The sequence below is a fragment of the Gemmatimonas aurantiaca T-27 genome (genome assembly GCF_000010305.1).
Classification (GTDB): Bacteria; Gemmatimonadota; Gemmatimonadetes; order Gemmatimonadales; family Gemmatimonadaceae; genus Gemmatimonas; species Gemmatimonas aurantiaca.
Genome location: NC_012489.1, coordinates 1,831,979 through 1,852,047, shown reverse-complemented (window position 1 = coordinate 1,852,047; position 20,069 = coordinate 1,831,979). Strand labels below are relative to the sequence as shown.

General features: G+C 65.3%; 18 protein-coding genes. 5 read left to right on the top strand and 13 right to left on the bottom strand.

Going from position 1 to position 20,069, the window contains the following annotated elements; translation table 11 throughout:
• Positions 1-8: 8 nt before the first annotated feature.
• Positions 9-1,286 (bottom strand): serine--tRNA ligase, encoded by a 1,278-nt coding sequence (gene serS / locus GAU_RS07900; protein ID WP_012683032.1) that lies wholly within the window; start codon positions 1,284-1,286, stop codon positions 9-11.
• Positions 1,287-1,308: 22 nt separating this feature from the next.
• Complete coding sequence (locus GAU_RS07895) at positions 1,309-1,977, bottom strand: hypothetical protein (protein ID WP_169307628.1); 669 nt, start codon at positions 1,975-1,977, stop codon at positions 1,309-1,311.
• 106 nt (positions 1,978-2,083) lie between these two features.
• On the opposite strand from GAU_RS07895, the gene GAU_RS07890 reads away from it, so the two are divergent.
• The 5 genes from GAU_RS07890 to GAU_RS07870 are packed head-to-tail and all read left to right on the top strand — an operon-like array spanning position 2,084 to position 6,077.
• Positions 2,084-2,437 (top strand): roadblock/LC7 domain-containing protein, encoded by a 354-nt coding sequence (locus GAU_RS07890; RefSeq protein WP_012683030.1) that lies wholly within the window; start codon positions 2,084-2,086, stop codon positions 2,435-2,437.
• A 44-nt stretch (positions 2,438-2,481) separates the two neighbouring features.
• Positions 2,482-2,946: a response regulator gene (locus GAU_RS07885; protein ID WP_012683029.1), complete on the top strand. Its 465-nt coding sequence runs from the start codon at positions 2,482-2,484 to the stop codon at positions 2,944-2,946.
• Positions 2,947-2,953: 7 nt separating this feature from the next.
• Positions 2,954-4,003, top strand: coding sequence for a mannose-1-phosphate guanylyltransferase (locus tag GAU_RS07880; protein ID WP_012683028.1), 1,050 nt, complete (start codon positions 2,954-2,956; stop codon positions 4,001-4,003).
• Positions 4,000-5,211, top strand: a complete 1,212-nt coding sequence (locus GAU_RS20660; protein ID WP_012683027.1) for a putative sugar nucleotidyl transferase — start codon at positions 4,000-4,002, stop codon at positions 5,209-5,211. The genes GAU_RS07880 and GAU_RS20660 overlap by 4 nt, the downstream gene beginning before the upstream one ends.
• On the top strand, positions 5,157-6,077 hold the full coding sequence (locus GAU_RS07870) for an MBL fold metallo-hydrolase (protein ID WP_156798953.1): 921 nt from the start codon (positions 5,157-5,159) through the stop codon (positions 6,075-6,077). Before GAU_RS20660 ends, GAU_RS07870 begins: the two co-directional genes overlap by 55 nt.
• 119 nt (positions 6,078-6,196) lie before the next feature.
• On the opposite strand, the gene groL is transcribed toward GAU_RS07870, so the two are convergent.
• The 11 genes from groL to GAU_RS07815 all read right to left on the bottom strand — a co-directional run bounded on the left by groL (position 6,197) and on the right by GAU_RS07815 (position 20,063).
• Entirely contained in the window at positions 6,197-7,828 is a 1,632-nt protein-coding gene (gene groL / locus GAU_RS07865; protein ID WP_012683025.1) for a chaperonin GroEL, read from the bottom strand.
• A 27-nt stretch (positions 7,829-7,855) separates the two neighbouring features.
• Positions 7,856-8,149 carry a co-chaperone GroES gene (locus GAU_RS07860; protein ID WP_012683024.1) on the bottom strand — a complete coding sequence of 98 codons (294 nt, stop codon included), beginning with the start codon at positions 8,147-8,149 and terminating at the stop codon, positions 7,856-7,858.
• A gap of 268 nt (positions 8,150-8,417) precedes the next feature.
• Positions 8,418-9,143 carry a biotin--[acetyl-CoA-carboxylase] ligase gene (locus GAU_RS20655; RefSeq protein WP_012683023.1) on the bottom strand — a complete coding sequence of 242 codons (726 nt, stop codon included), beginning with the start codon at positions 9,141-9,143 and terminating at the stop codon, positions 8,418-8,420.
• A gap of 36 nt (positions 9,144-9,179) precedes the next feature.
• On the bottom strand, positions 9,180-9,983 hold the full coding sequence (gene uppP / locus GAU_RS07850) for an undecaprenyl-diphosphatase UppP (RefSeq protein WP_012683022.1): 804 nt from the start codon (positions 9,981-9,983) through the stop codon (positions 9,180-9,182).
• Positions 9,980-11,110, bottom strand: a complete 1,131-nt coding sequence (gene bshA, locus GAU_RS07845) for an N-acetyl-alpha-D-glucosaminyl L-malate synthase BshA (protein ID WP_012683021.1) — start codon at positions 11,108-11,110, stop codon at positions 9,980-9,982. Before bshA ends, uppP begins: the two co-directional genes overlap by 4 nt.
• Positions 11,107-12,114, bottom strand: a complete 1,008-nt coding sequence (gene miaA / locus GAU_RS07840) for a tRNA (adenosine(37)-N6)-dimethylallyltransferase MiaA (protein ID WP_156798952.1) — start codon at positions 12,112-12,114, stop codon at positions 11,107-11,109. The genes bshA and miaA overlap by 4 nt, the downstream gene beginning before the upstream one ends.
• Before the next feature lie 36 nt (positions 12,115-12,150).
• Entirely contained in the window at positions 12,151-13,974 is a 1,824-nt protein-coding gene (gene mutL / locus GAU_RS07835) for a DNA mismatch repair endonuclease MutL (protein ID WP_012683019.1), read from the bottom strand.
• 8 nt (positions 13,975-13,982) lie between these two features.
• Positions 13,983-16,208, bottom strand: coding sequence for an SH3 domain-containing protein (locus tag GAU_RS07830; protein ID WP_041265381.1), 2,226 nt, complete (start codon positions 16,206-16,208; stop codon positions 13,983-13,985).
• A gap of 20 nt (positions 16,209-16,228) precedes the next feature.
• On the bottom strand, positions 16,229-17,926 hold the full coding sequence (locus GAU_RS20650; RefSeq protein ID WP_012683017.1) for a VWA domain-containing protein: 1,698 nt from the start codon (positions 17,924-17,926) through the stop codon (positions 16,229-16,231).
• Positions 17,923-18,978: a VWA domain-containing protein gene (locus GAU_RS07820; RefSeq protein ID WP_052574311.1), complete on the bottom strand. Its 1,056-nt coding sequence runs from the start codon at positions 18,976-18,978 to the stop codon at positions 17,923-17,925. Before GAU_RS07820 ends, GAU_RS20650 begins: the two co-directional genes overlap by 4 nt.
• Positions 18,978-20,063, bottom strand: a complete 1,086-nt coding sequence (locus GAU_RS07815) for a hypothetical protein (protein WP_156798951.1) — start codon at positions 20,061-20,063, stop codon at positions 18,978-18,980. Before GAU_RS07815 ends, GAU_RS07820 begins: the two co-directional genes overlap by 1 nt.
• Positions 20,064-20,069 lie beyond the last annotated feature (6 nt).

The window sequence follows — 20,069 nt, the reverse complement described above, 5'->3', positions numbered from 1 at the left end:
ACGGCGGATCAGGCCAGAACGGCCCGACCGAAATACGGCTGCAGCGCCTCGGGAATGCGGACCGATCCGTCCGGTTGCTGATGGTGCTCGAGGAGACTCGCAATGATGCGCGAGAAAGCCAGCGCCGAACCGTTCAGCGTATGCACGAATCGTGGCTTCTCGCCTGCCGCTGGACGGTAGCGAATGTTGGCACGTCGCGCCTGAAAGTCCGTGAAGAGACTGCAGCTCGACACTTCGAGCCACTTGCCGACTCCTGGCGCGAACACCTCCAGGTCATAGGTCTTCGCGCTGGAAAAACCAGTGTCGCCGGCGGCCAGCAGGAGGACACGGTATGGCAACTCGAGACGCTTGAGGATCGTCTCGGCCTGACTGGTCAGCAGTTCAAGTTCTTCGAGCGAAGTTTCGGGATTGGCGTAGCGCACCAATTCCACCTTGTCGAACTCGTGCACGCGCAGCAATCCACGCGTGTCCTTGCCGGCAGCCCCGGCTTCACGACGGAAACAGGCACTGAAGGCGCAAAACCGCTTCGGCAATTCTTCCGCGTCGAGGATCTCGTCGCGATAGAGATTGGTGACGGGCACTTCCGCCGTGGGAATCAGAAAGAGCTCGTCTTCCGTGATGGCGTACGCATCTTCCTCGAACTTCGGAAAGTTGCCGGTGCCCGTCATCGACGCGCGGTTCACCACCAGAGGCACCCACGTCTCCTCATAGCCGTGCTCCTCGGTGTGAATGTCGAGCATCATGTTCATCAGGGCGCGTACCAGCCGGGCGCCGCGATTGCGATACACGATGAAGCCCGAACCGCTGATTTTTGCGCCACGGGCCAGGTCGAGCATGCCCAGCGCCTCGCCCTTGTCCCAGTGCGGCACGATGGAGGCGTCGGGGGTGCGGGGCGTTCCCCACGTGCGCACCACCGTATTGGCCGTTTCATCGCCCTCTGGTACATCCGCCAATGGGATGTTGGGCAACTCGTACAACATGGCCTGCACCGCGGCGTCGGCTTCATTGCGACGCTGTTCGAGCGCCGTGATCTGTTCACCGATCGCGCGGCCTTCCGCGATGAGTGCCGTGGCGTCTTCGCCGGCCTTGCGACGCTGCGCCACTTCCTGCGTGACCTTGTTGCGACGCGCCTGCTGGGCTTCGAGTTCGGTGATGGCTGTGCGACGCGCCTGCTCGAGCGATTCCGCCCGATCGAGCACATCTCCCAACTCGGTCAGCTTGCCGCGACGGCGCATCCCTTCGCGCAACACGTCGAGCTGGTCACGCAACAGGCGAATATCGTGCATGGTGGTTCGGGTATCCTGAAGATCAGTTGTCCGGGAGGCCTTCGGTGAGGTTCCGATAGCCACAATTGCGGTTCACCAGCGAGCGAATGACCATCCGACGCTCGGCGGCAATGATGCTGTCGACGACCACCTTGGCGTAGTACGGTTCGCCGTACACACATCCGGATCCGCTGAGTTGCAGGAGCACCGTCTCACCGACGGCCACCACGAGCGTGGAATCACTCACATACCCACGATCGAGCGCGCGGCTGATGCCGGCAAAGGCGACCGTGGACCGCTGCAAGCCCACCCCTGGCGCACCGGCTGGTGGCAGTGGGACCAGCACCCGCACCGGCAACATCGCGACCTTGCCATCGCTGGTCAGGTCGAAGGCGACGTCAAAGTTCGTGGCGCCATTGGACAGGATCTGCGGGCGCTCGAGAGACTCGGTGGTGTAGCTGTACGCGGCCGGCAACGTACCCGCCGCGCCGCTCAAGGAGTACACCGAGTACGTGCGAACCGTGTTTTCGATCGAAGCCGGCGACAGGAAGCTGTTGTTGTCGCCGCAGGCCGCTACGAACGCCGTGGCGGCCAAAGCGGCCATCGAGAGGGCCGGAAACGACAGGGCGCGCCGAGCAAGGCGGGGCGCGCCGGACAGACGAGCAAACAGGGTCTTCCCCATGGCGGTTACCAGAATTTGCGTCAGAACCACGACGTCGGAGGTTACCGCCCAACTCATGCTGGGGCAAGCGCTTGACACCCCTCCGTCGGGCGAGGAATCGCTTGACTTCATCGCTCGCCGTACGCAGCGTATGGACATGGCCACCATTCGTGATCTCGTGAACACGCTGCGCCGCCGCGACGGTGTCGACGCCGCCGTCGTGCTGGGTCGGGACGGACTGCTGATCGATGGCACCGCCAGCGACGCGCTGGATGCCGAAGGGCTGGCGGCCCACGTCCCTCCGATGGCGTTGGCCGCCGTGGAGATGGGATTTGCGGCACAGCGGGGCGATTTTGGACTCATGGTGTTGGAATACTCTCGGGGTTCGGTCATCGTGACATCGCTCTCCTCGGACGCGTTCCTGCTCGTGCTGCTGCAACCAGAGGCCAACCTGGCAACCCTGTTGTACGAACTGCGCCGACATCGCGCCCAGTTGTCGGCGCTCGTCTGAGCGCCGCGCTGCCATCACGTCCTTCCGGGGGCGGCCCGTCAATCGTGACCGTGCTGGTGGTGGACGATGAGCCGCACATCGGTCGCATCATTCGGACCCGCCTCGAGCAGGACGGTTTCCGTGTGTTGCTGGCCGAACACGGCCCCGAAGCGCTGGCCATGCTGCAAGCCGAGCCCGATGTGGCGCTGATCGTGCTCGACCTCATGCTGCCCGGCATGTCGGGCATCGACGTGTTGCGCACTGTGCGTCATGACACGCGATGGGCCGCGCTCCCCTGCATCGTGCTCACGGCGGCGGGTCAGGACACGCAACTGCGCGAGGCCGAGGCCTTGGGCGCGTCCGAAATCATGTCCAAGCCTTTCAGCCCGCGCGGGCTCCTGGGCCGCGTGCGCCGATATACGGCCCGTGACGCCGCGGCGGACGAGGCGTCCGCAGGAGAGTCACCGACGGCCGACGGCGCATCACCCGAAACGGGTGTCACGACCGGCACCCGTCCTTCCCTTCCCTGACGCACACATGATCCGCTGGAACGTGGTGCTGGCTGGTGGTATTGGATCGCGGTTCTGGCCGCTGTCCACTCCGGCCCGACCCAAGCAGTTGCTGCCCCTGGTGACGGATGCACCGATGTTGCGGGACACACTCGACCGCCTTCGGCCATCGGCGCCTCCGGAACGCACGTTGGTACTCACGAATGCGGAGTTGCGGGACGCCATTCTGGCGCTCGAACCAACCCTGCCGCCGGAAAACGTGGTGGCCGAGCCCCGCCCTGCGGGCACCTGCGCGGCACTGGCCTGGGCCGCATCGCTGATCGCGCGACGCGATGGCCCCGAAGCCGTCATGGTGTGCACGCACGCCGACTGGGCCATCGGCGACGTCCCGCAGTTTCGCGACACGCTGGATCGGGCGGCCGAAACAGCAGCCACGACACATGCGCTCGTGACCGTCGGGATCGTGCCTTCCCGGCCGGACACGGGCTTTGGTTACATCCAGCCGGGCACCGCGATCGAGTCGGCGCCTGGCGCGGCCGGAGAGGTTCGCCGCGTCGCACGCTTTGTGGAGAAGCCTGATCAGGCACGCGCGACGCAGATGGTCGCCGACGGCTTTTTGTGGAACTCCGGCATCTTCGCCTGGCGTGTAGGCGACCTGCTCGAAGAGATCGCCGCGCTCACCCCCGAAGTGCAGCCAGCACTCGTGGCGGCCGGTACCAATCTCGAGCGGTTCTTTGCCGACGTACAATCGATCGCCATCGATGTCGGGGTACTGGAACGCAGCGCACGCGTTCTGGTGCTGGCCGGCCAGTTTGGATGGGACGATGTGGGCACCTGGGCGGCGCTGCATCGTGTGCGCCAGCACGATGGGCAGGACAACGCCATGTCGGGGCCAACCTACGCGCTGGCCGCATCCGGCAATGTCGTACATGCCGAGGGCACGCAGGTGGTGCTGTATGGTGTGAACGACCTGGTGGTCGTGGCCCGTGAGGGACTGGTGATGGTGACCACGCGCGAACACGCGGCCAATCTCAAGACCCTGCTCGACGCGATGCCGGCCGAGGTGCGCGAACCGTGATCGTTTTTTACGACGACGCCCAGGCCCGGCGTTTCGAGCCCTTTGCCACCACGCGACCGCTCAGCGAGATGCGGGCTGGTGCGTTGCTGGTGCGCGAGCGCTGGCAGTTGGTCCTTGGCGCGTCGTCGACAGGTTTCGTATCGGCCTCCCATCTCGATGGATTTGCCGAGTTCGATGCACCACCGGTGATCACCGATGAGGTGCCCGCCGGCAGTTGGCTCGTCAACACACGCGCCCTGCCCGTCATTCATACGGCGCCAACGGGAGACGCTCTGCTCATTGGCGATCGTGTGGCGGCGGTGCGCCTTGCGGCACCGGTACCGCTCTCCGTATTGCGCGACGGGCAAACCGACCTCGCGTCACTCACCACGTGCACCACCCCTGTTGCCGTGGAAGGGCGATGGCTCGCCGAAGTTTGGGACCTGATCGGTTCACTGGTCGACCAACTCGGCAGCGACATCCCGCGTCTCGCGCAGCGTTGGTCACTCGAGGCGCTGCCGCAGACAGCGGCGCCGGTGGTGTTTGGTCAGCATGCGATCTACGTGGAATCGGGCGCCACGATCGAGCCGTTGTCGGTGTTCGATGTCAGCGCCGGTCCCGTGCTGGTGCGCCGTGGCGCGACCGTGCAGGCGTTCACGCGAGTGGTGGGTCCCTGTTACGTCGGCGTGGACAGCACGGTGACCACCGATCGTGTGGCCGCTTCGTCCATCGGCGATGTGTGCCGGGTACATGGTGAGTTGTCGACGTCCATTCTCATCGGTCATGCCAACAAAGGGCACGACGGATTTGTGGGCCACTCGATTCTCGGCCGCTGGGCCAACCTTGGCGCCGGCACGATCACCAGCAATCTCAAGAACACCTACGGCCCGGTCGCCCTGTGGACGCCATCTGGCGTGCGCGATACGGGGATGCAGTTCCTGGGCACCTTGTTTGGTGATCACGCCAAAGCGGGCATTGGCTTGCGGCTCACCACCGGCTGCGTGATCGGCGCGGGCGCGAATGTGTTCGACGCGATGCCTCCCAAGGCCGTGGCACCGTTCTCCTGGGGCGGAGGTGCGCCCTACACGACGTTCGCGGTGGAGAAGTTTCTCGACACCGCGTCCCGCATGATGGCCCGGCGCCATGTCGATCTGGGGGCCGACGCGCGCGCCTGGTGGCAGCAACTACACGCGACCGGTATCGCCGACCAGCGCTGGCCGCGGAGCTGAATCGCGCATACACTGTGGAGATCATGGTGCGCATCACCGTTCTCGGCAGTGGCAGTCGCGGTAACGCGATTCTGGTGGATGGCAGTGAAGGCAGCGTCCTGGTCGACGCGGGGTTCAGCGCGCGCACGATTGCCCAACGCCTGCTGGCAGTGGAACGGCAACCGGAGTCGATCAACGCGTTGTTGCTCACCCACGAGCATGTCGACCACGCCAGTGGCGCGACGGCGAGCTGCTCGCGATGGGGGTGGCCCGTGGTCGCGTCACAAGGCACCCTGGCGGCACTGGCCGACATGGCCAGCGGTGCGCCCGCGGTCACGCAGGCGCTGGCTGCCAATGCACCCACCCAGGTGGCCGGGTTTTCCGTCGAACATCACGCCGTGCCGCACGATGCCGCCGATTGCCGTGCGCTCGTGCTCACCGACACACGCAGTGGCGCACGTGTCGGTGTGGTGCTCGATGCCGGCCATGTACCCGATACCCTGCCGGCCTTTCTGGCGCATCTCGACTTGCTGGTGATCGAGGCGAATCACGACACCACCATGCTCGCGAACGGTCCGTATCCCCGCGCGCTCAAGGCCCGCATTCGTGGCGGCAGTGGACACCTGTCCAACACCACCTCCGCCACACTCGCGGCGGACTGTGCTCATCGAGGCTTGCGCGGTGTATTGCTGGCGCACCTCTCGGAGACGAACAACACCCCGGAGATCGCCGTCGCCACCGCACGCGATATCCTTCGCCGTGCAGGTTGGCACAGCGACGCCCTCTGGGCGTGTCCGCAGCGGGCCCCCATGACGCCCGTTGATCTCAACGGCCCCAGCGCCGCGTGGCACGGCATCCCTCGCGCCACACAACTCGCGCTGTTTTAGGCCGCGAATGCAGAGAATGCAAAACGGGCGCCCCATGAAGGAGCGCCCGCGTTGTTTGGCACAGCACAGCAACAGAAGCGCGGCTCCAAAACCCGGAACCGCGCTCCCACGACTGCTTCTTAGTACATGCCGCCCATGCCCGGGCCACCGGCCGGAGCGGCCGGCTTGTCTTCCTTCTTCTCGACGATCAGTGCTTCGGTCGTCAGCAGGAGACCCGCGATCGAGGCCGCGTTCTGCAGCGCCGTGCGCGTGACCTTGGTCGGGTCGATGACGCCGGCCTGCACGAGATCTTCGTACACGTCGGTCAGCGCGTTGTAGCCGAAGCTGGTTTCCTTCGCCGTGCGGATCTTCTCGACGACGATGGAGCCTTCGCCCCCCGCATTCTGCACGATCATGCGGAGCGGCTCTTCGATCGCGCGACGCACGATGTCGACACCGATCTGCTCGTCGCGCTCGGCGACCTTCACGTCCTTCAGCACGTGCTGCGCGCGAATGAGGGCCACACCGCCACCGGGGACGATGCCTTCCTCGACGGCGGCACGCGTGGCGTGCAGCGCGTCTTCGACGCGGGCCTTCTTTTCCTTCATTTCGGCTTCGGTCGCGGCGCCGACATTGATGACGGCCACACCACCGGCGAGCTTCGCGAGGCGCTCCTGGAGCTTCTCACGATCGTAGTCCGACGTGCTCTTGTCGATCGCACCACGGATTTCACGCACGCGGCCTTCGATGTCCTTCTGTTCACCAGCGCCGTCGATGATGGTCGTGTTGTCCTTGTCGATCACGATGCGCTTGGCCGAGCCGAGGTCGGTGAGGACCGCGTTTTCGAGCTTGAAGCCGACTTCGTCGGAGATGACCTGCCCCTTGGTCAACGTCGCGATGTCCTGCAGCATGGCCTTGCGGCGATCACCGAAGCCCGGGGCCTTCACGGCGCAGATGCGCAGCGTGCCGCGGAGCTTGTTCACGACCAGCGTGGCCAGCGCTTCGCCTTCGACGTCTTCCGCGATGATGAGCAGGGGCTTGCCGAGCTGCGCGACCTTTTCGAGTGCCGGCAGCAGATCCTTCATGGCCGAGATCTTCTTGTCGTGGATCAGGATGAGCGCGTTCTCGAGAACGGCTTCCATCTTTTCCGGATCCGTGACGAAGTACGGCGAGAGGTAGCCACGGTCGAACTGCATACCATCGACCGTCTCCAGCGTCGTCTCAAGGCCCTTGGCCTCTTCGACGGTGATGACGCCGTCCTTGCCGACCTTTTCCATCGCTTCCGCGATGAGGTTGCCGATCTCGGGATCGTTGTTCGCCGAGATGGTGCCAACCTGCGCGATTTCCTTCTTGCCCGTGGTGGGCACGGAGATGCGCTTCAGCTCTTCGACGATACCGGCAACGGCCTTCTCGATGCCGCGCTTGAGCGCCATCGGGTTGGAGCCGGCGGTGACGTTCTTGAGGCCTTCACGGAAGATCGCCTGCGCCAGCACGGTGGCCGTGGTGGTGCCGTCGCCAGCAAGATCCGACGTCTTGGTCGCGACTTCCTTCACCATCTGCGCGCCCATGTTCTCGATCGGATCGGCGAGCTCGATTTCCTTGGCGACGGTCACGCCGTCCTTGGTCACCGTGGGCGCGCCGAACTTCTTGTCGATGACGACGTTGCGTCCCTTGGGGCCGAGCGTGACCTTCACCGCTTCGGCGAGCTGATCGACGCCGCGCTTCAGTGCCGCGCGTGCGTCAACGTTGAAATGCAGTTCTTTGGCTGCCATGGTAGCTGATTGCGGTTAAGGGGCGGTTCAGTTGATCACGGCGAGGACATCGGACTCACGCAGGATGAGGAGCGCCTCACCCTCGATCGTGACTTCGGTGCCGCTGTACTTCCCGTACAGGATCTTGTCGCCGACCTTCACGTCCATCGGGACGCGGGTCTCCTTCTCGAAACGGCCCGGGCCGACGGCGACCACGGTGCCCTGCTGGGGCTTTTCCTTCGCCGTATCGGGGATGTACAGCCCACCGCGCATCTGCTCCGCTTCTTCGAGCGGCTTCACGACAACGCGATCAGCGAGTGGCGCCACCTTCTGGTTGGCCATAGCTACTGGTCTCCTGCGATGTGTCAGGGGATCAACAAAGAATCACTGAGAGGTGTTAGCACTCACGTATGGTGAGTGCCAGCACGAATAAGCTACGCCAGCCGACGATGCACGTCAAGACCGACACAATACGCGTAAGTTCATACCAAACAAGGACTTAAGCTCGGCCACCCTGGCAGAACTCCTGCCAGACCTGACCGAAGTCTGTGGCAGACCGTTGGGGTCGCTGCACTTTTGGCAGGTCGGGCGATGCCCCGCCGCCGCGCGACTACAAGAACTGCAGCGAGCCGCTGTGCACGGCGTGCTCCACGCCGGCGTCGTCGCGAATACGCACGGCGCCCGTTGGCGAAACACCGGTCACCTCTCCGGCAACCGGAGCCACAACCCGACGGCCACGCGCCAGATCGCGCGCATCCCACGCCGCACATTCACGCGCGGACAATGGGCCCGTGCCCGCTGCCGCCAGACGCATCGCCCGTACGGCGACGATCAGCAGTTCGTCGCGGGACACGTCGAGGCGCACATGGGCTGCTTGCTGGAAATGCTCCGGAATGCGGCGATTGATCCCCACGCCGATGGCCGCCCATTCGGGCCGTCCATCCCGCCAGCGTGCTTCGATCAGGATGCCGGCGAGTTTGCGAGCGCCCACATACAGATCATTGGGCCACTTGAGCTGTACCGCACCTTCCACCAACGGCGTGAGCGCCTCCGCGAGCGCGAGCCCGATGCGCAATGACAGCACATCCAGTGCGCGAGCATCGGTGGGTCGTTCGATGAGCGTGAGCCACAATCCGGCATCCGGCTCCGCCTGCCAGGTGTGTCCACCACGGCCTCTGCCCTGCGTCTGCTCCGACGCCAGCACGGCGGTGCCACTTGGCGCCCCCGATACGGCGAGCGCGTGGGCGACATCCATGGTGGACGACACCGATTCGTGATAGTCGATCGCCACCAGCCCCGCGGCCGCGATGACGTGTGCTGCTGGAGGCGTGGCCATGCGGTCAGCCCCTTGGCGCAGGGAGACGCCACCCCATCATGTGCGCGAAGCCAGTGTGGCGAACACCACGATCCCCAGCAGTACCCGATAGACGGCAAACACGCCGAAGCTGTGTCGCGCCACGTAACGCAGCAGCACCGAGATCGCAAACCAACTGCTCACAGCGGCCGCCGCGACGCCGGCCAGCAATGGCAGCGATGCGCCATGTTCCCGCACGGCATCGGGCATCTTCACGATGACCGCCGCCAGCGTGATCGGCATGCTCATGAGAAAACTGAAACGGGCCACACTGGGGCGATCCAGTTTGAGCAAACGGCCGGCCGTCATGGTGGAGCCGGAGCGGGACACCCCCGGTACCAGCGCCAGGACCTGCGCACACCCGACAATGATGGCGTCACGCAGCGTGACTTCCTCGAGCACTCGCGCCCGCGCACTCCACCGATCGACGGCCCACAACAGGATGCCCATCACGATCAGCGACGTGGCAATGACCACCGGGGACCGGAACGTCGTTTCGGCGAGATCATTGAGCAGCAGTCCACCGATGCCGCCCGGAATGGTGGCTGCGATGAGGTACAACACCCGTCGGTCGTGCACCGTTTCCACACGACGGGTCCTCGCGATGCGCCATGCGCTGGCGATCATCTCCAACCATTCGCGCCGGAAATACCAGATCAGCGCGAGCAGGGTCCCGAAATGCAGCGCGACATCGAAGGCGAGGCCCGGATCGGACCAGCCCAGGAAATAGGGCGTGAGCGCCAGGTGCGCGGAGCTGGAAACGGGCAGCGGCTCCGTGAGCCCCTGCACGATGCCCAGAACGATGGCTTGCCACACGGTCATGTCGAGAGCGTCCGCTCGTAGAGGGATTCGTACTGTGCCACGATGGCATCTTCGCTGAATCGCCGACGAGCATCGGCCGCACCGGCCGCACTCATCGCCTGCCAGCGCGCAGGATCGGACAACAACTGCACACCGGCAGCCGCCATGCCCTCCACGTCACCCACCGGGCGGAGGTAACCCGTCACGCCATCGGTCACCACTTCGGGCAGTCCACCCGCATGCGCCCCAATGACCGGCACTCCGCTCGCCAACGCTTCGAGGGCGCTGAGGCCAAACGACTCCTTGTCGCTGGTGAGCAGAAACAGATCCGCACCAGCCAACAATGGTGCGATGGGATCGATCTTGCCGAGGAAGAGTACGGCATCGGCCACCCCGAGCTCACGCGCCTCGGTTTCCGCCTCCACCCGCTCCGGGCCATCACCCACCATCACCAGCACCGATGGCACTTCGCGCGTGATCAGCGCAAAGGTCCGCACGATATCCCGCACACGCTTCACCGGGCGGAAATTGGAGATGTGCATGATCACCTTCCGTCCGGCGATCACATCGGCGGGGATCGGAAACACATGGCGCGAACGATCGAACTCCACCGGGTCGATGAAGTTGGGAATCACGCCCACGTTGCAACCGGTGCAACCGAAGGCCCGATACGTCTCTTCGCGCAGGTACTGCGATACGGCCGTCACGGCATGTGACTTTTCGATCGAGAACTTGGTGATCGTGAAAAACGACCGTTCCTGCCCCACGATGGTGATGTCGGTGCCATGCAGCGTGGTCACGACCTTCACGTCCCGCCCCTCTTCGCGCAGCATCGAGCGCGCGATCCAGGCGCTGGTGGCGTGCGGAATGGCGTAGTGACAGTGCAGGATGTCGAGTTGATGATCACGCACGACTTCGTGCATGCGCACAGCCAGCGCGAGATCGTATGGGGGATATTCGAACAGCGGGTATCGCCCCACATCCACTTCGTGAAACCACACCCGCGGCAAAAAACTCGGAAGCCGAAACGGCTGCTGGTACGTGATGAAGTGCACGTGATGGCCGCGTGCGGCAAGCGCGATGCCAAGCTCGGTGGCGACCGCGCCGGATCCACCGTAAGTCGGATAACAGGTAATGCCAATCTTCATGATTGTTCCTCATGGGCGCGCGTGGCAGCGCCGGTGTGTAATTCCACGGCCTGTGCGTTTGCCGGTGCACGATCCCACCAGTCGAGCGTGCGTTGCAGAGCGTCCGGGTTGCGTGGGTCGATGTGTGTGACCGCGTCGACCGGGAGCTGATGCCGGAACCACGTGCGCTGTCGCTTGGCGTACTGGCGTGACTCGATGATGGTGCGCTCCACGGCGGCGGCGCGCGACATCGTGCCTTCCAACGCGTCACGCATGGCCCGATACCCGCAGGCATTCCACGCCGGCGCATCCGCGGGCAACTGGTCTCGCAGGCTGGCAACTTCGTCGAAGAAGCCCTGCGCCACCATCTGGTGCACCCGCGCGGCTATTCTGTCCGCCAGCTCCGGACCGGGATCGACCACGAGATAGCGGACCGAACACGGCTCCGCATCGGCGGTTGCGGGGACACCACTCTGCGAACCCGCGTCATCGGAGAAGTGCGCACTGAGTCGCTGCCCAGAGAGCAGCGCGGTTTCAATCGCCCGGAGCAACTGTGTACGGCCCAGATGGGCCCGCGCCGGATCGAGTCGCTGGCACCAACGCCGTAGTTCTTCGCGATCGAGCGTTTCCAGCCACTGCGCCAGCGCCAGGCGCCGTTGCGGATCGAGTGACGGGATGGCGTCGAACGGTTCAACCAGCGCGCGCACATACAGGCCGGTGCCACCCACAATCACCGGCGGGGTGCCAGCCGCGAGGGCGGCGTCACACCAGTGTGCCGCGTCGGAGGCCCACCGATGCGCCGAGTAGCGTTCGATCGGATCGATGATGCTCACACCGTAGTGTGGCACACGCGCGAGCTCGGCCTCGGAAGGTTTCGCCGTACCGATGTCGAACTCTCGGTAGATCTGCCGCGAGTCCGCGCTGACGATAGCCAGGCCACGCTGCTCGGCCAGTGCCAGCGCCAACGCCGATTTGCCGGCCGCCGTTGGCCCCACGATGCACATCGTTGGCAGGTCACGGTTCATCGCCGTGCGCCGCAGGAGATCGTAGGGGCACACACGTTACTTGCGACCGAAGCGCCGATCGAGTTCATCCCACGACAGCCGCACGATGGTCGATCGTCCATGCACGTCGTGTGCCGGCAACACGGTCGCCGCCAACGCACGATACAGCGCCTGCATCTCGCCCGGTGACATCTGATCGCCGGCCTTGATGGCGGCCTTGCAGGCAAAGGTGGCGGCCAATCGTTCGTGTTTGGCCGCCGCGCTCGCCCCTCGATCGCCGATCAGGGCGGCCAGCGTATCCCGCAGGCACCGCTCCGCGTCGAAACGCGGATGTGGCATGGGGACCGCCTGCACAAGCAGTGAGGTGCCACCAAAATGATCGATCTCGAATCCGAGACGAACGAACGCGTCGCGATGCGCCTCGAACGCATCCGCCTCTTGCGGCCCGAGATGCAGCGTCAGCGGGAACAGCAGACGCTGTGAAGGAGCTTCTCCACGTTCGAGCACGCCGAGAAACTGCTCATAGAGCACCCGTTCATGCGCGGAATGCTGGTCGATGAGCACCACCCCTTCGTCGTGTTCGAACATCAGGTAGGTCTTCCGCAACTGCATGAGCGGCGGCACCACCAGCGTCTCCATCTCTCGCGCCGCTTCGGCTCGCATCGCATCGACCTGCATCGCCGATGTGAGGTCGTCTGCGGTTGGCGCGGTCGCCGTCGCGATGGCGTGTTGCGCGAGATTCGCGTCGGCGGCAGCGGGCGTGGCAAACAGCCCCTCCGGTGCCGGTGCCGCGCGCAGTGCGGACGGTTCGAGCGGGATCCCGCCCAGTGCGTGCCCCGGTTCGCGACTGGCCGGTGCAGCGGACCAGGTACGCCAGCCGATGCCGGCGGAGGCGTCGAACAATCCGAGGGCGCGCCGCACGGCTTCTTCCACGGCCCGCTCCAGTGGCCACCGGTCGCGAAAACGCACCTCCGCTTTCGCCGGATGCACGTTGACATCGACATCACCGCCCGGCACATGCACCTGCAGTACCAGCGATGGACGCATACCAGCAGGGATGGTGGAGCGATACGCGGCTTCCGCGGCACGAATGAGTCCGTGATCGCGGACCACGCGCCCATTCACGATCAGCAACACCCGTCGTGTAGCGGTGCCCACATCGGCCGGACGCTCAGCGAGCCCCGACACGTGCACGACGCCCTGCACATCATCGACATCGACGAAGCGTTCCACATCAGCCGCGCCCCACAGCGCCGCCAGACGTGCGCGCAACGTGGAAACGGCCGGCCAATCGAGGGCCACGCGGCCATCGTGCCGCACGGTGAAATGCACGTCGCGACGGAGGACGCCAATGGCCTGCATGGCGTCGACAATGGCTCGCCATTCAGAGCGGGCGCTGCGCATGAACTTGAGACGCGCCGGGGTGTTGTGGAACAGTCGATGCACCGACACCGTGGTGCCCTGACGACGCGCCACCTGTCCGGTTTCCGTCAGTGTGCCCGCTTGCACCCGCACGAGAGTGCCCGACCCATCTTCTGACGCCGTTTCAATCTGCAGTTCGGACACCGAGGCGATGGCCGGTAGCGCTTCGCCGCGAAAGCCAAAACTGCGCACTCCCACAAGCTGCTCGGCCGAGGTGATCTTGGACGTGGCGTGCCGGGAGAGCGCGAGCACCGCGTCGGCACCATCCATACCACTGCCGTTGTCAGCGATGCGGATCAGCGTGCGACCGCCGTCTTCGATGGTGATGTCCACCGAGGTCGCCCCGGCGTCCAGCGCATTCTCCACCAGTTCCTTGACGACCGACGCCGGCCGCTCGACCACTTCGCCGGCGGCAATCTGATCGGCAACGGCGCTGGGCAGGATGGCGATTCGCGACATCCTGAATGCTATCGAACCGCGTCGGTGACGAGTAGGGAGAGGCGTTCCGCAGGCACCCATCCGAAGCGGCCATCCGCGTGTTCCACACGCGCCCACTGCTCCTGCACCGCGGCAAGCCGCACGATATCGCCGGTCGCCAGACCGCCTGCGGTGTTGGCATCGAAGGCCGGTTGCACACGCATCGCTTCGGGGCGGCGTACCACAGCCAGTCCGTGCGGATCGAGTGCCGAGGTGCCCCACCACGCGCTCGCGGCCACCCCGGCGCCCACCAGCATCAACGCGGCCCCCACCGACACGCGCAGCACTCCCCGATCGGCCACCGCGGTTCGAGACCATGCGACGATGAGCACGATCGTGCCCAGCACCCAGCACACGGTAGCCACGACCATCAGGGGATAGACCGGCACCATGGGCACTTCAGCAATGCCACCACGCGCCCCCGGTGGCAACAGCGCGAGCCGCTCCTGTACATCGGCCGTGATGGGCTCCAGTCGCGCCGCACGCTGCCACGCAATCACGGCACTGACGGTGTCACCAGCCGACCACGCCGCATTTCCCCAATTCATCAGCAGATCCACATCGCGTGGACGCTGACTCACCGCCTCGGCGAACCGTTCGGCGGCGGCACCATACCGTCGGGCTTCATACGCAGCGCTGGCTTCACGCACGAGCAATGGCACATCACCAGGCCCCGAGGTGGTGCCTCCCTGCGCGACGGTACGTTCGGCAGGAGTCGCGAGTCCCGTGGCCAACACCACCAGCATCAATCCAAGCCGTGAACCGTGTTGCGCCCCGCGTCGACGCCAGAGACGCGTGCGTCCCTGCGCGACCGCTTCCGCAGCCACCAGTTCCGCCACACGGGCAGCCTGTGCCCGCAGGTCATCAGGGCCTGGTTCGCGGCGATGTGTCGCGTCTCCAAATCCTTCCACGGCCAATGCATCCAGCACCGTCAGCACTTCGCGGGTGGATGATCGTGTCACGCCGCGGCGACGCAACACCCGCTCGACATCAGCCCGTACGACCAACGCCCCCGCCGGTACGTGCAATCGGGCCGCCAGTTGCTGCAACAGCGTACGCCGGAGATCACGCGCTATCGAGCCGGGCGAGCCATCGGCTTCCGACAGCGGACGCTGTGTAACCACACTTTCGGTTGGGGCTTCAGCCTGCCGCGCACGATGTCGACGGCGCCACCAAGCACCGAACGCAAGCAGCGCCGCGCCTCCCCATATCCCGAGCAGACTCAGTCGCCAGATCGTCGGCACGTCATAACCAGCGCGCCGTTCCTCCACTTGCCAACTGCGCAATGGCAGGCGCGACGTTTCGTCGGACTCTGTCCCTGCGGCCAATGTCCCATCGGCCACCTGCACATCGGCCGGTGTGGACTCCGCCCACTCATACGTGGCGCGGTAGGGATCGAAATAGCTGTAGCGAATGACGGGCAGCACCACGGCGCCGGGGCGCGTGGGCGTGAGAATGAAGTCGAATTCTTTGACGCCCCGCACCAACGCCCCGGACGAGTCGATGCGCACGCGCTCGCTGCCCGGCACCACGGATGCCCATGGCAATTCCACCATGGGGCGCGGCAGCAACTTCACGTTGCCCTCACCTTCCAGTCGAACGGTGAGCATGAGGGGATCGCCGACCCGCGCCGCGGTGGCATCGAAGCTGGTACGCGCTTCGAGCACACCCACCGCCCCCGAAAAATCCGCTGGGCGACCTTCTTCCGGCAGCGGCATCACGACCAGTTGTGCACTCTCCGCATGCACCACGCTGCGCTCTTCGCGACTGAAGTAGCTCGATGACTGCGACAGGAAATACGTGAGTTGCGGAGATGGTACGGTGAGCACGCCGGGGGCAATCCCAAACAGCGCCCGCTGGAACACATGGGCTTCATAACGTCGCCCGGAGTACTCGCGCGCAGGCACTCGTCTGGGGGTGCCCAGCTCATAGGCCAGCAAGCCGCGCAATTCCGGTGGACGGAATTCCGGATCACGACGCAAACGATTGCGTGCGTCTTCGCTGAGCAGCACCGCCACCTGATAGGTGACCTGTTGCCCCACGTACACCGATTCCGGGAACACGGCCGCATGAAAGTCGATGGCGCGTGCACTGTTCACCCGTACCCGATCGACAATGGCCGTCGGCGACGGTTGGGCATTGGCGGCAACGCTCGCGTCGAGCGAGAGAACGGTGCACACCGCCACGCTCACCGCGCGCCGGCTGATCCGGCGCATCAGAGACAACACCCGCCGCGTCACCAGTCCTTCCCGCCGGGCGGCGTTCGACTCTGCCGCTGCTTGCGTCCCTGCACATCGCGTTCTTCACGCGCCGCGCTGTTCAGCAGGGCCTCGGCTTGTTTCTGATCCAGTCCACCCTGTCCCTGCGGCTGCGGTTGCTCATTCTGATCGTTGTTGCCACCACCACCGCCACCACCCCCTCCGCCACCTTGCGGTGGTGTCTGGCGGAGTGCGAGCTCGTAGTTCCACTTGCCGTCCGGATAGTCCGATCGATCGGTGAGCAGTGCACGGTAGGCAGACCGCGCGTCGGCCAGTCGGCGCTCACCCTCCGGATTGCCAGGCGCTCGCCCCATGATCAACGCGGCCAGGCCGGCGTTGAACCGCGCGCGGAACCGCACCTCACCATCGGCGGCGCGGCGCACCATCTCGAGTCGTTCGGATGCTTCAGGGAGCGAGTCGACCGCGATGAGTGTCGTGCCCAGGTTGTATGCGGTGACCAGCGTCGTGTCGCCCCGCGCGATCAGCTCGCGGTAGGCCCGCAGCGCAGCCGGCACGTTGCCTTCGGCAAACAGGGCCGCGGGGTCAGGACTCTGCGCGCAGGAGCCCAGCAGCCCGGGTACCACCACCATCATGGCCAATGCCGCGACGGTGCTGGCGTTGGCGATTTCCGGACGACGGGACGTACCGCCACCGCGGCGTACCAAACGCCACGAGTCCCAGGCCAGCAAGGCCAATGCTGGCACCAGGAACCAGAGGAACCGTGGCACGTGATCTTCGCGCGTATCAATCGAGCGACGCGCTGTGCGCAACGACCGCAGTGCCGCACGGATGCGTGACGCCTTGTCCGAGGCTTCTGCGGCGATGAAGGTGCCATTGGCAGACTTGGCCGCCTGCTCGAGCAATTCGGGGGCGTAGCGCGTGACCACGACATTGCCGGCATCATCGCGCTTCTGCTGCACAATCGTGCCTTCTCGTACGGGGATGGTGGCTCCATCTCGCGTACCAAAGCCGACCGTCACCACGCTGATGCCCTTGCTGCCCGCTTCAGAGGCCGCCGACTCGATGTCTTCCGCGGAATCGAACGACTCTCCGTCGCTGAGCAACACCAGCGCCCGATCGGCACTGCCATCGCTGGCCAGCAACAGCTCACTGCCCTGGCGAATGGCGCGCGACAACGAGCTGCCGGCCTGACCGACCACGCCGGGGTCGAGGTTGTCGAGGAACAGTTCCAGCGCGCCATCGTCACCCGTGAGCGGGGTGAGGATGTAGCTCCGACCGGCGAAGGCGATCAACGCCACGCGATCTGCCGGTGACATGGCACGCAAGCGTCGCACTTCCTGCTTCACCCGTTCCAGGCGCGAGGGACGCTCGTCCTGCGCCAACATCGACAGCGACGCATCGATCGCGATGGCCATATCGATGCCACGGGAACTCATCGGTCCGCGCGCGAGCCCCCAACGTGGACCGGACAACGCAAGACCCAGCAGCGCGGCAATCAACATCAACCGCAGCGTGCGACGGGACGCCTCGGCGTCCTGAGAAACGACCAGACGCGTCAGGGCGGTCAGCGAGGCATAGCGCGCCAGTCGTGCGGTGCGCTGATCACGCCGTTGACGCCGCAACCACCACACCAGCAGCGGCAACAACAACGCCAGCAACAACAACCACGGCGCATCGAAAATCAGCGGCGGCAGGTTGGGCAGCGGGATCGTCATGGCAGAATGCCTCGCCGTGCCCGCAACACCAGTTCAAACACCAGCGCTGCCAACCCGATCAGCAGCGGCCACCGGAATCGTTCGGTATAGCGGATATAGGCACGGGCCTCCACGGCAGAGCGTTCGAGTCGATCGATCTGTTCGTAGATGCTCTGTAACGCCGCCGCATCCTTGGCGCGGAAGTAGCGACCACCGGTGCTGTTGGCGATCTCGGTGAGCAGAGCCTCATCGATCTTCACTGGTCGATTTTCATAACGCAGCCCGAACAATCCACGCCCTACTGGCACGGCCGCCATGCCATCGGTGCCCACACCGATCGTGTAGATGCGAATACCGAACGTGCCAGCGGCCTGCGCAGCAGTGCGGGGATCGATCGCGCCACGATTGTTCTCGCCATCGGTGAGCAGCACCATCACCCGGGAACGACCGGGCGAATTGCGCAGCCGGTTGGCGGCCGTGGCAATGGCCGTGCCGATGGCCGTGCCGTCCTCGAGCTGACCCACCTGCAGATTGTCGATAGCGGCCAACACCACGGGATAGTCGGTGGTCAGTGGCACCTGCGTGAGCGCTTCACCGGAGAAGGCCACGAGCCCGACCCGATCACTCTTCCGTCCCATCACGAAGCGCTTGACCTTGTCCTTGGCCACCTCCATGCGGTTCTGCGGCTGGAAGTCCTCGGCCAACATCGAGCTCGAGATATCGACGGTGAGCGCGATATCGATGCCATCGCTGGACACACGTTCCGCGCGGGCCCCCGAACGCGGTTGTGCCACGGCCACGATCAGTGCGGCCAGTGCCAGCGCACGCAACCATGGTAGCCATCGTACCCAGGCGATGCGTGGGCGCGGGCCCTTCGCGAGCAGGCCGGCACGAGAAAACGTGATCGTGCGTTGCGTCGCCTCGCGGCGCCACCACCACCACAGCCAGAGCGGAATGGCCAGCAGCAGGATCAGCACTTCGGGATGTGCGAAGCTCATGCCAAAGAGCGACACAAAGGTGGAGCGCGCGCTCCACCATTCCCCGGCCTGCAGGGCTTCGAGCCACGCCTGCATCAGCGGGCCCCCGACTTGGGACGCCGAGAATCGCGTCGTGCGCGGTCCTCGAGTTCCTGACGGGCATTCGCTTCCGCTGCGATCGCCGCTGCCGTTGCTGCCGCCTCTGCGGCCCGACGCTCGCGATCCACGCGTTCGAAGTGTTCCACGATCGCCCGCGCTTCACCGCCGATCTCCCGTGCGCGCGGCGGTGACACACGACGCGCAGCGAACTTGATGCCATCAGCGTCTGCCAGCAGTGAGATCAGTCGGTCTCGCGGCACCCGTGGATCATCGATGGCGGCGACCAACAACTCCGCGCTGGTCTGGGACAGCTCCACATCAGGCAGGCGTGCGGCGACGAACAGGCGCAGAATGTCCACCGCCAGCGCGACGTAGCGACCACTCTCACCGGCTTCGGCCAAAGCCAGACGGTCGAGTCGATCGAACTCGTGGATCGCGCGCGCATACGGATCGAGCGGCGGTGCTGCGGCGACCGCTAACTTGCGGCGACGCAAACGACGCCACAGCCACCACAGCAGACCCAACCCCGCAATGACCAGCAGCGCCGGCCACCACCGCTGCCACCAGGGAAGCACGCGCGGAAAAAGATCTCGCGCCGGCTTCGGCACATGCAATGTGGTGTCGCCCGGCAACACGCTCTTCACAAACACCCGCGCGTCGGACATCGGGACGCGCATGGTGACATCGCCATAGCGCACCACCGCATCGGGCAAATCGATGTGCAGTGTGCCGATGTCCCAGGCGCTCAGGGTGTATTCGGCGCGTTCGCGTCGACCGCCGAAATTCGTACCCTCATCGATGACCTTCACGGGCGCGCGCATCGCCACGGTGGCCGCGGTGTCCGTGATGGTGGGCCATTCGATGCGTGCATCGGTCGGCACCACCACCGTGACGATCAATGTGAAGGGATCACCGATCTCCACGGTATCGGGGCGCACCAGCTTTCCTGCCTGCACGCGTGATCCGGATGGCGTGCCCAACGTAGACGGCGGCACGGTCGGTTGCGCCGTCGCCGTGCGCCCACGCACACCGAGTGCAGCAGCCAACAATGCCACCACGACCACGCTCCGTTGCGCGCACATCACCAG

Bases quoted from the DNA above. Each gene is read 5' to 3' on its own strand.
- serS (WP_012683032.1), bottom strand. From the start codon at position 1,286: ATGCACGATATTCGCCTGTTGCGTGACCAGCTCGACGTGTTGCGCGAA.
- GAU_RS07860 (WP_012683024.1), bottom strand. From the start codon at position 8,149: ATGGCCAACCAGAAGGTGGCGCCACTCGCTGATCGCGTTGTCGTGAAG.
- groL (WP_012683025.1), bottom strand. From the start codon at position 7,828: ATGGCAGCCAAAGAACTGCATTTCAACGTTGACGCACGCGCGGCACTG.
- bshA (WP_012683021.1), bottom strand. From the start codon at position 11,110: ATGAAGATTGGCATTACCTGTTATCCGACTTACGGTGGATCCGGCGCG.
- mutL (WP_012683019.1), bottom strand. From the start codon at position 13,974: ATGTCGCGAATCGCCATCCTGCCCAGCGCCGTTGCCGATCAGATTGCC.
- GAU_RS20650 (WP_012683017.1), bottom strand. From the start codon at position 17,926: ATGACGATCCCGCTGCCCAACCTGCCGCCGCTGATTTTCGATGCGCCG.
- GAU_RS07820 (WP_052574311.1), bottom strand. From the start codon at position 18,978: ATGCAGGCGTGGCTCGAAGCCCTGCAGGCCGGGGAATGGTGGAGCGCG.
- GAU_RS20655 (WP_012683023.1), bottom strand. From the start codon at position 9,143: ATGGCCACGCCTCCAGCAGCACACGTCATCGCGGCCGCGGGGCTGGTG.
- GAU_RS07830 (WP_041265381.1), bottom strand. From the start codon at position 16,208: ATGCGCCGGATCAGCCGGCGCGCGGTGAGCGTGGCGGTGTGCACCGTT.
- GAU_RS07880 (WP_012683028.1), top strand. From the start codon at position 2,954: ATGATCCGCTGGAACGTGGTGCTGGCTGGTGGTATTGGATCGCGGTTC.
- miaA (WP_156798952.1), bottom strand. From the start codon at position 12,114: ATGAACCGTGACCTGCCAACGATGTGCATCGTGGGGCCAACGGCGGCC.
- uppP (WP_012683022.1), bottom strand. From the start codon at position 9,983: ATGACCGTGTGGCAAGCCATCGTTCTGGGCATCGTGCAGGGGCTCACG.
- GAU_RS07815 (WP_156798951.1), bottom strand. From the start codon at position 20,063: ATGTGCGCGCAACGGAGCGTGGTCGTGGTGGCATTGTTGGCTGCTGCA.
- GAU_RS07890 (WP_012683030.1), top strand. From the start codon at position 2,084: ATGGCCACCATTCGTGATCTCGTGAACACGCTGCGCCGCCGCGACGGT.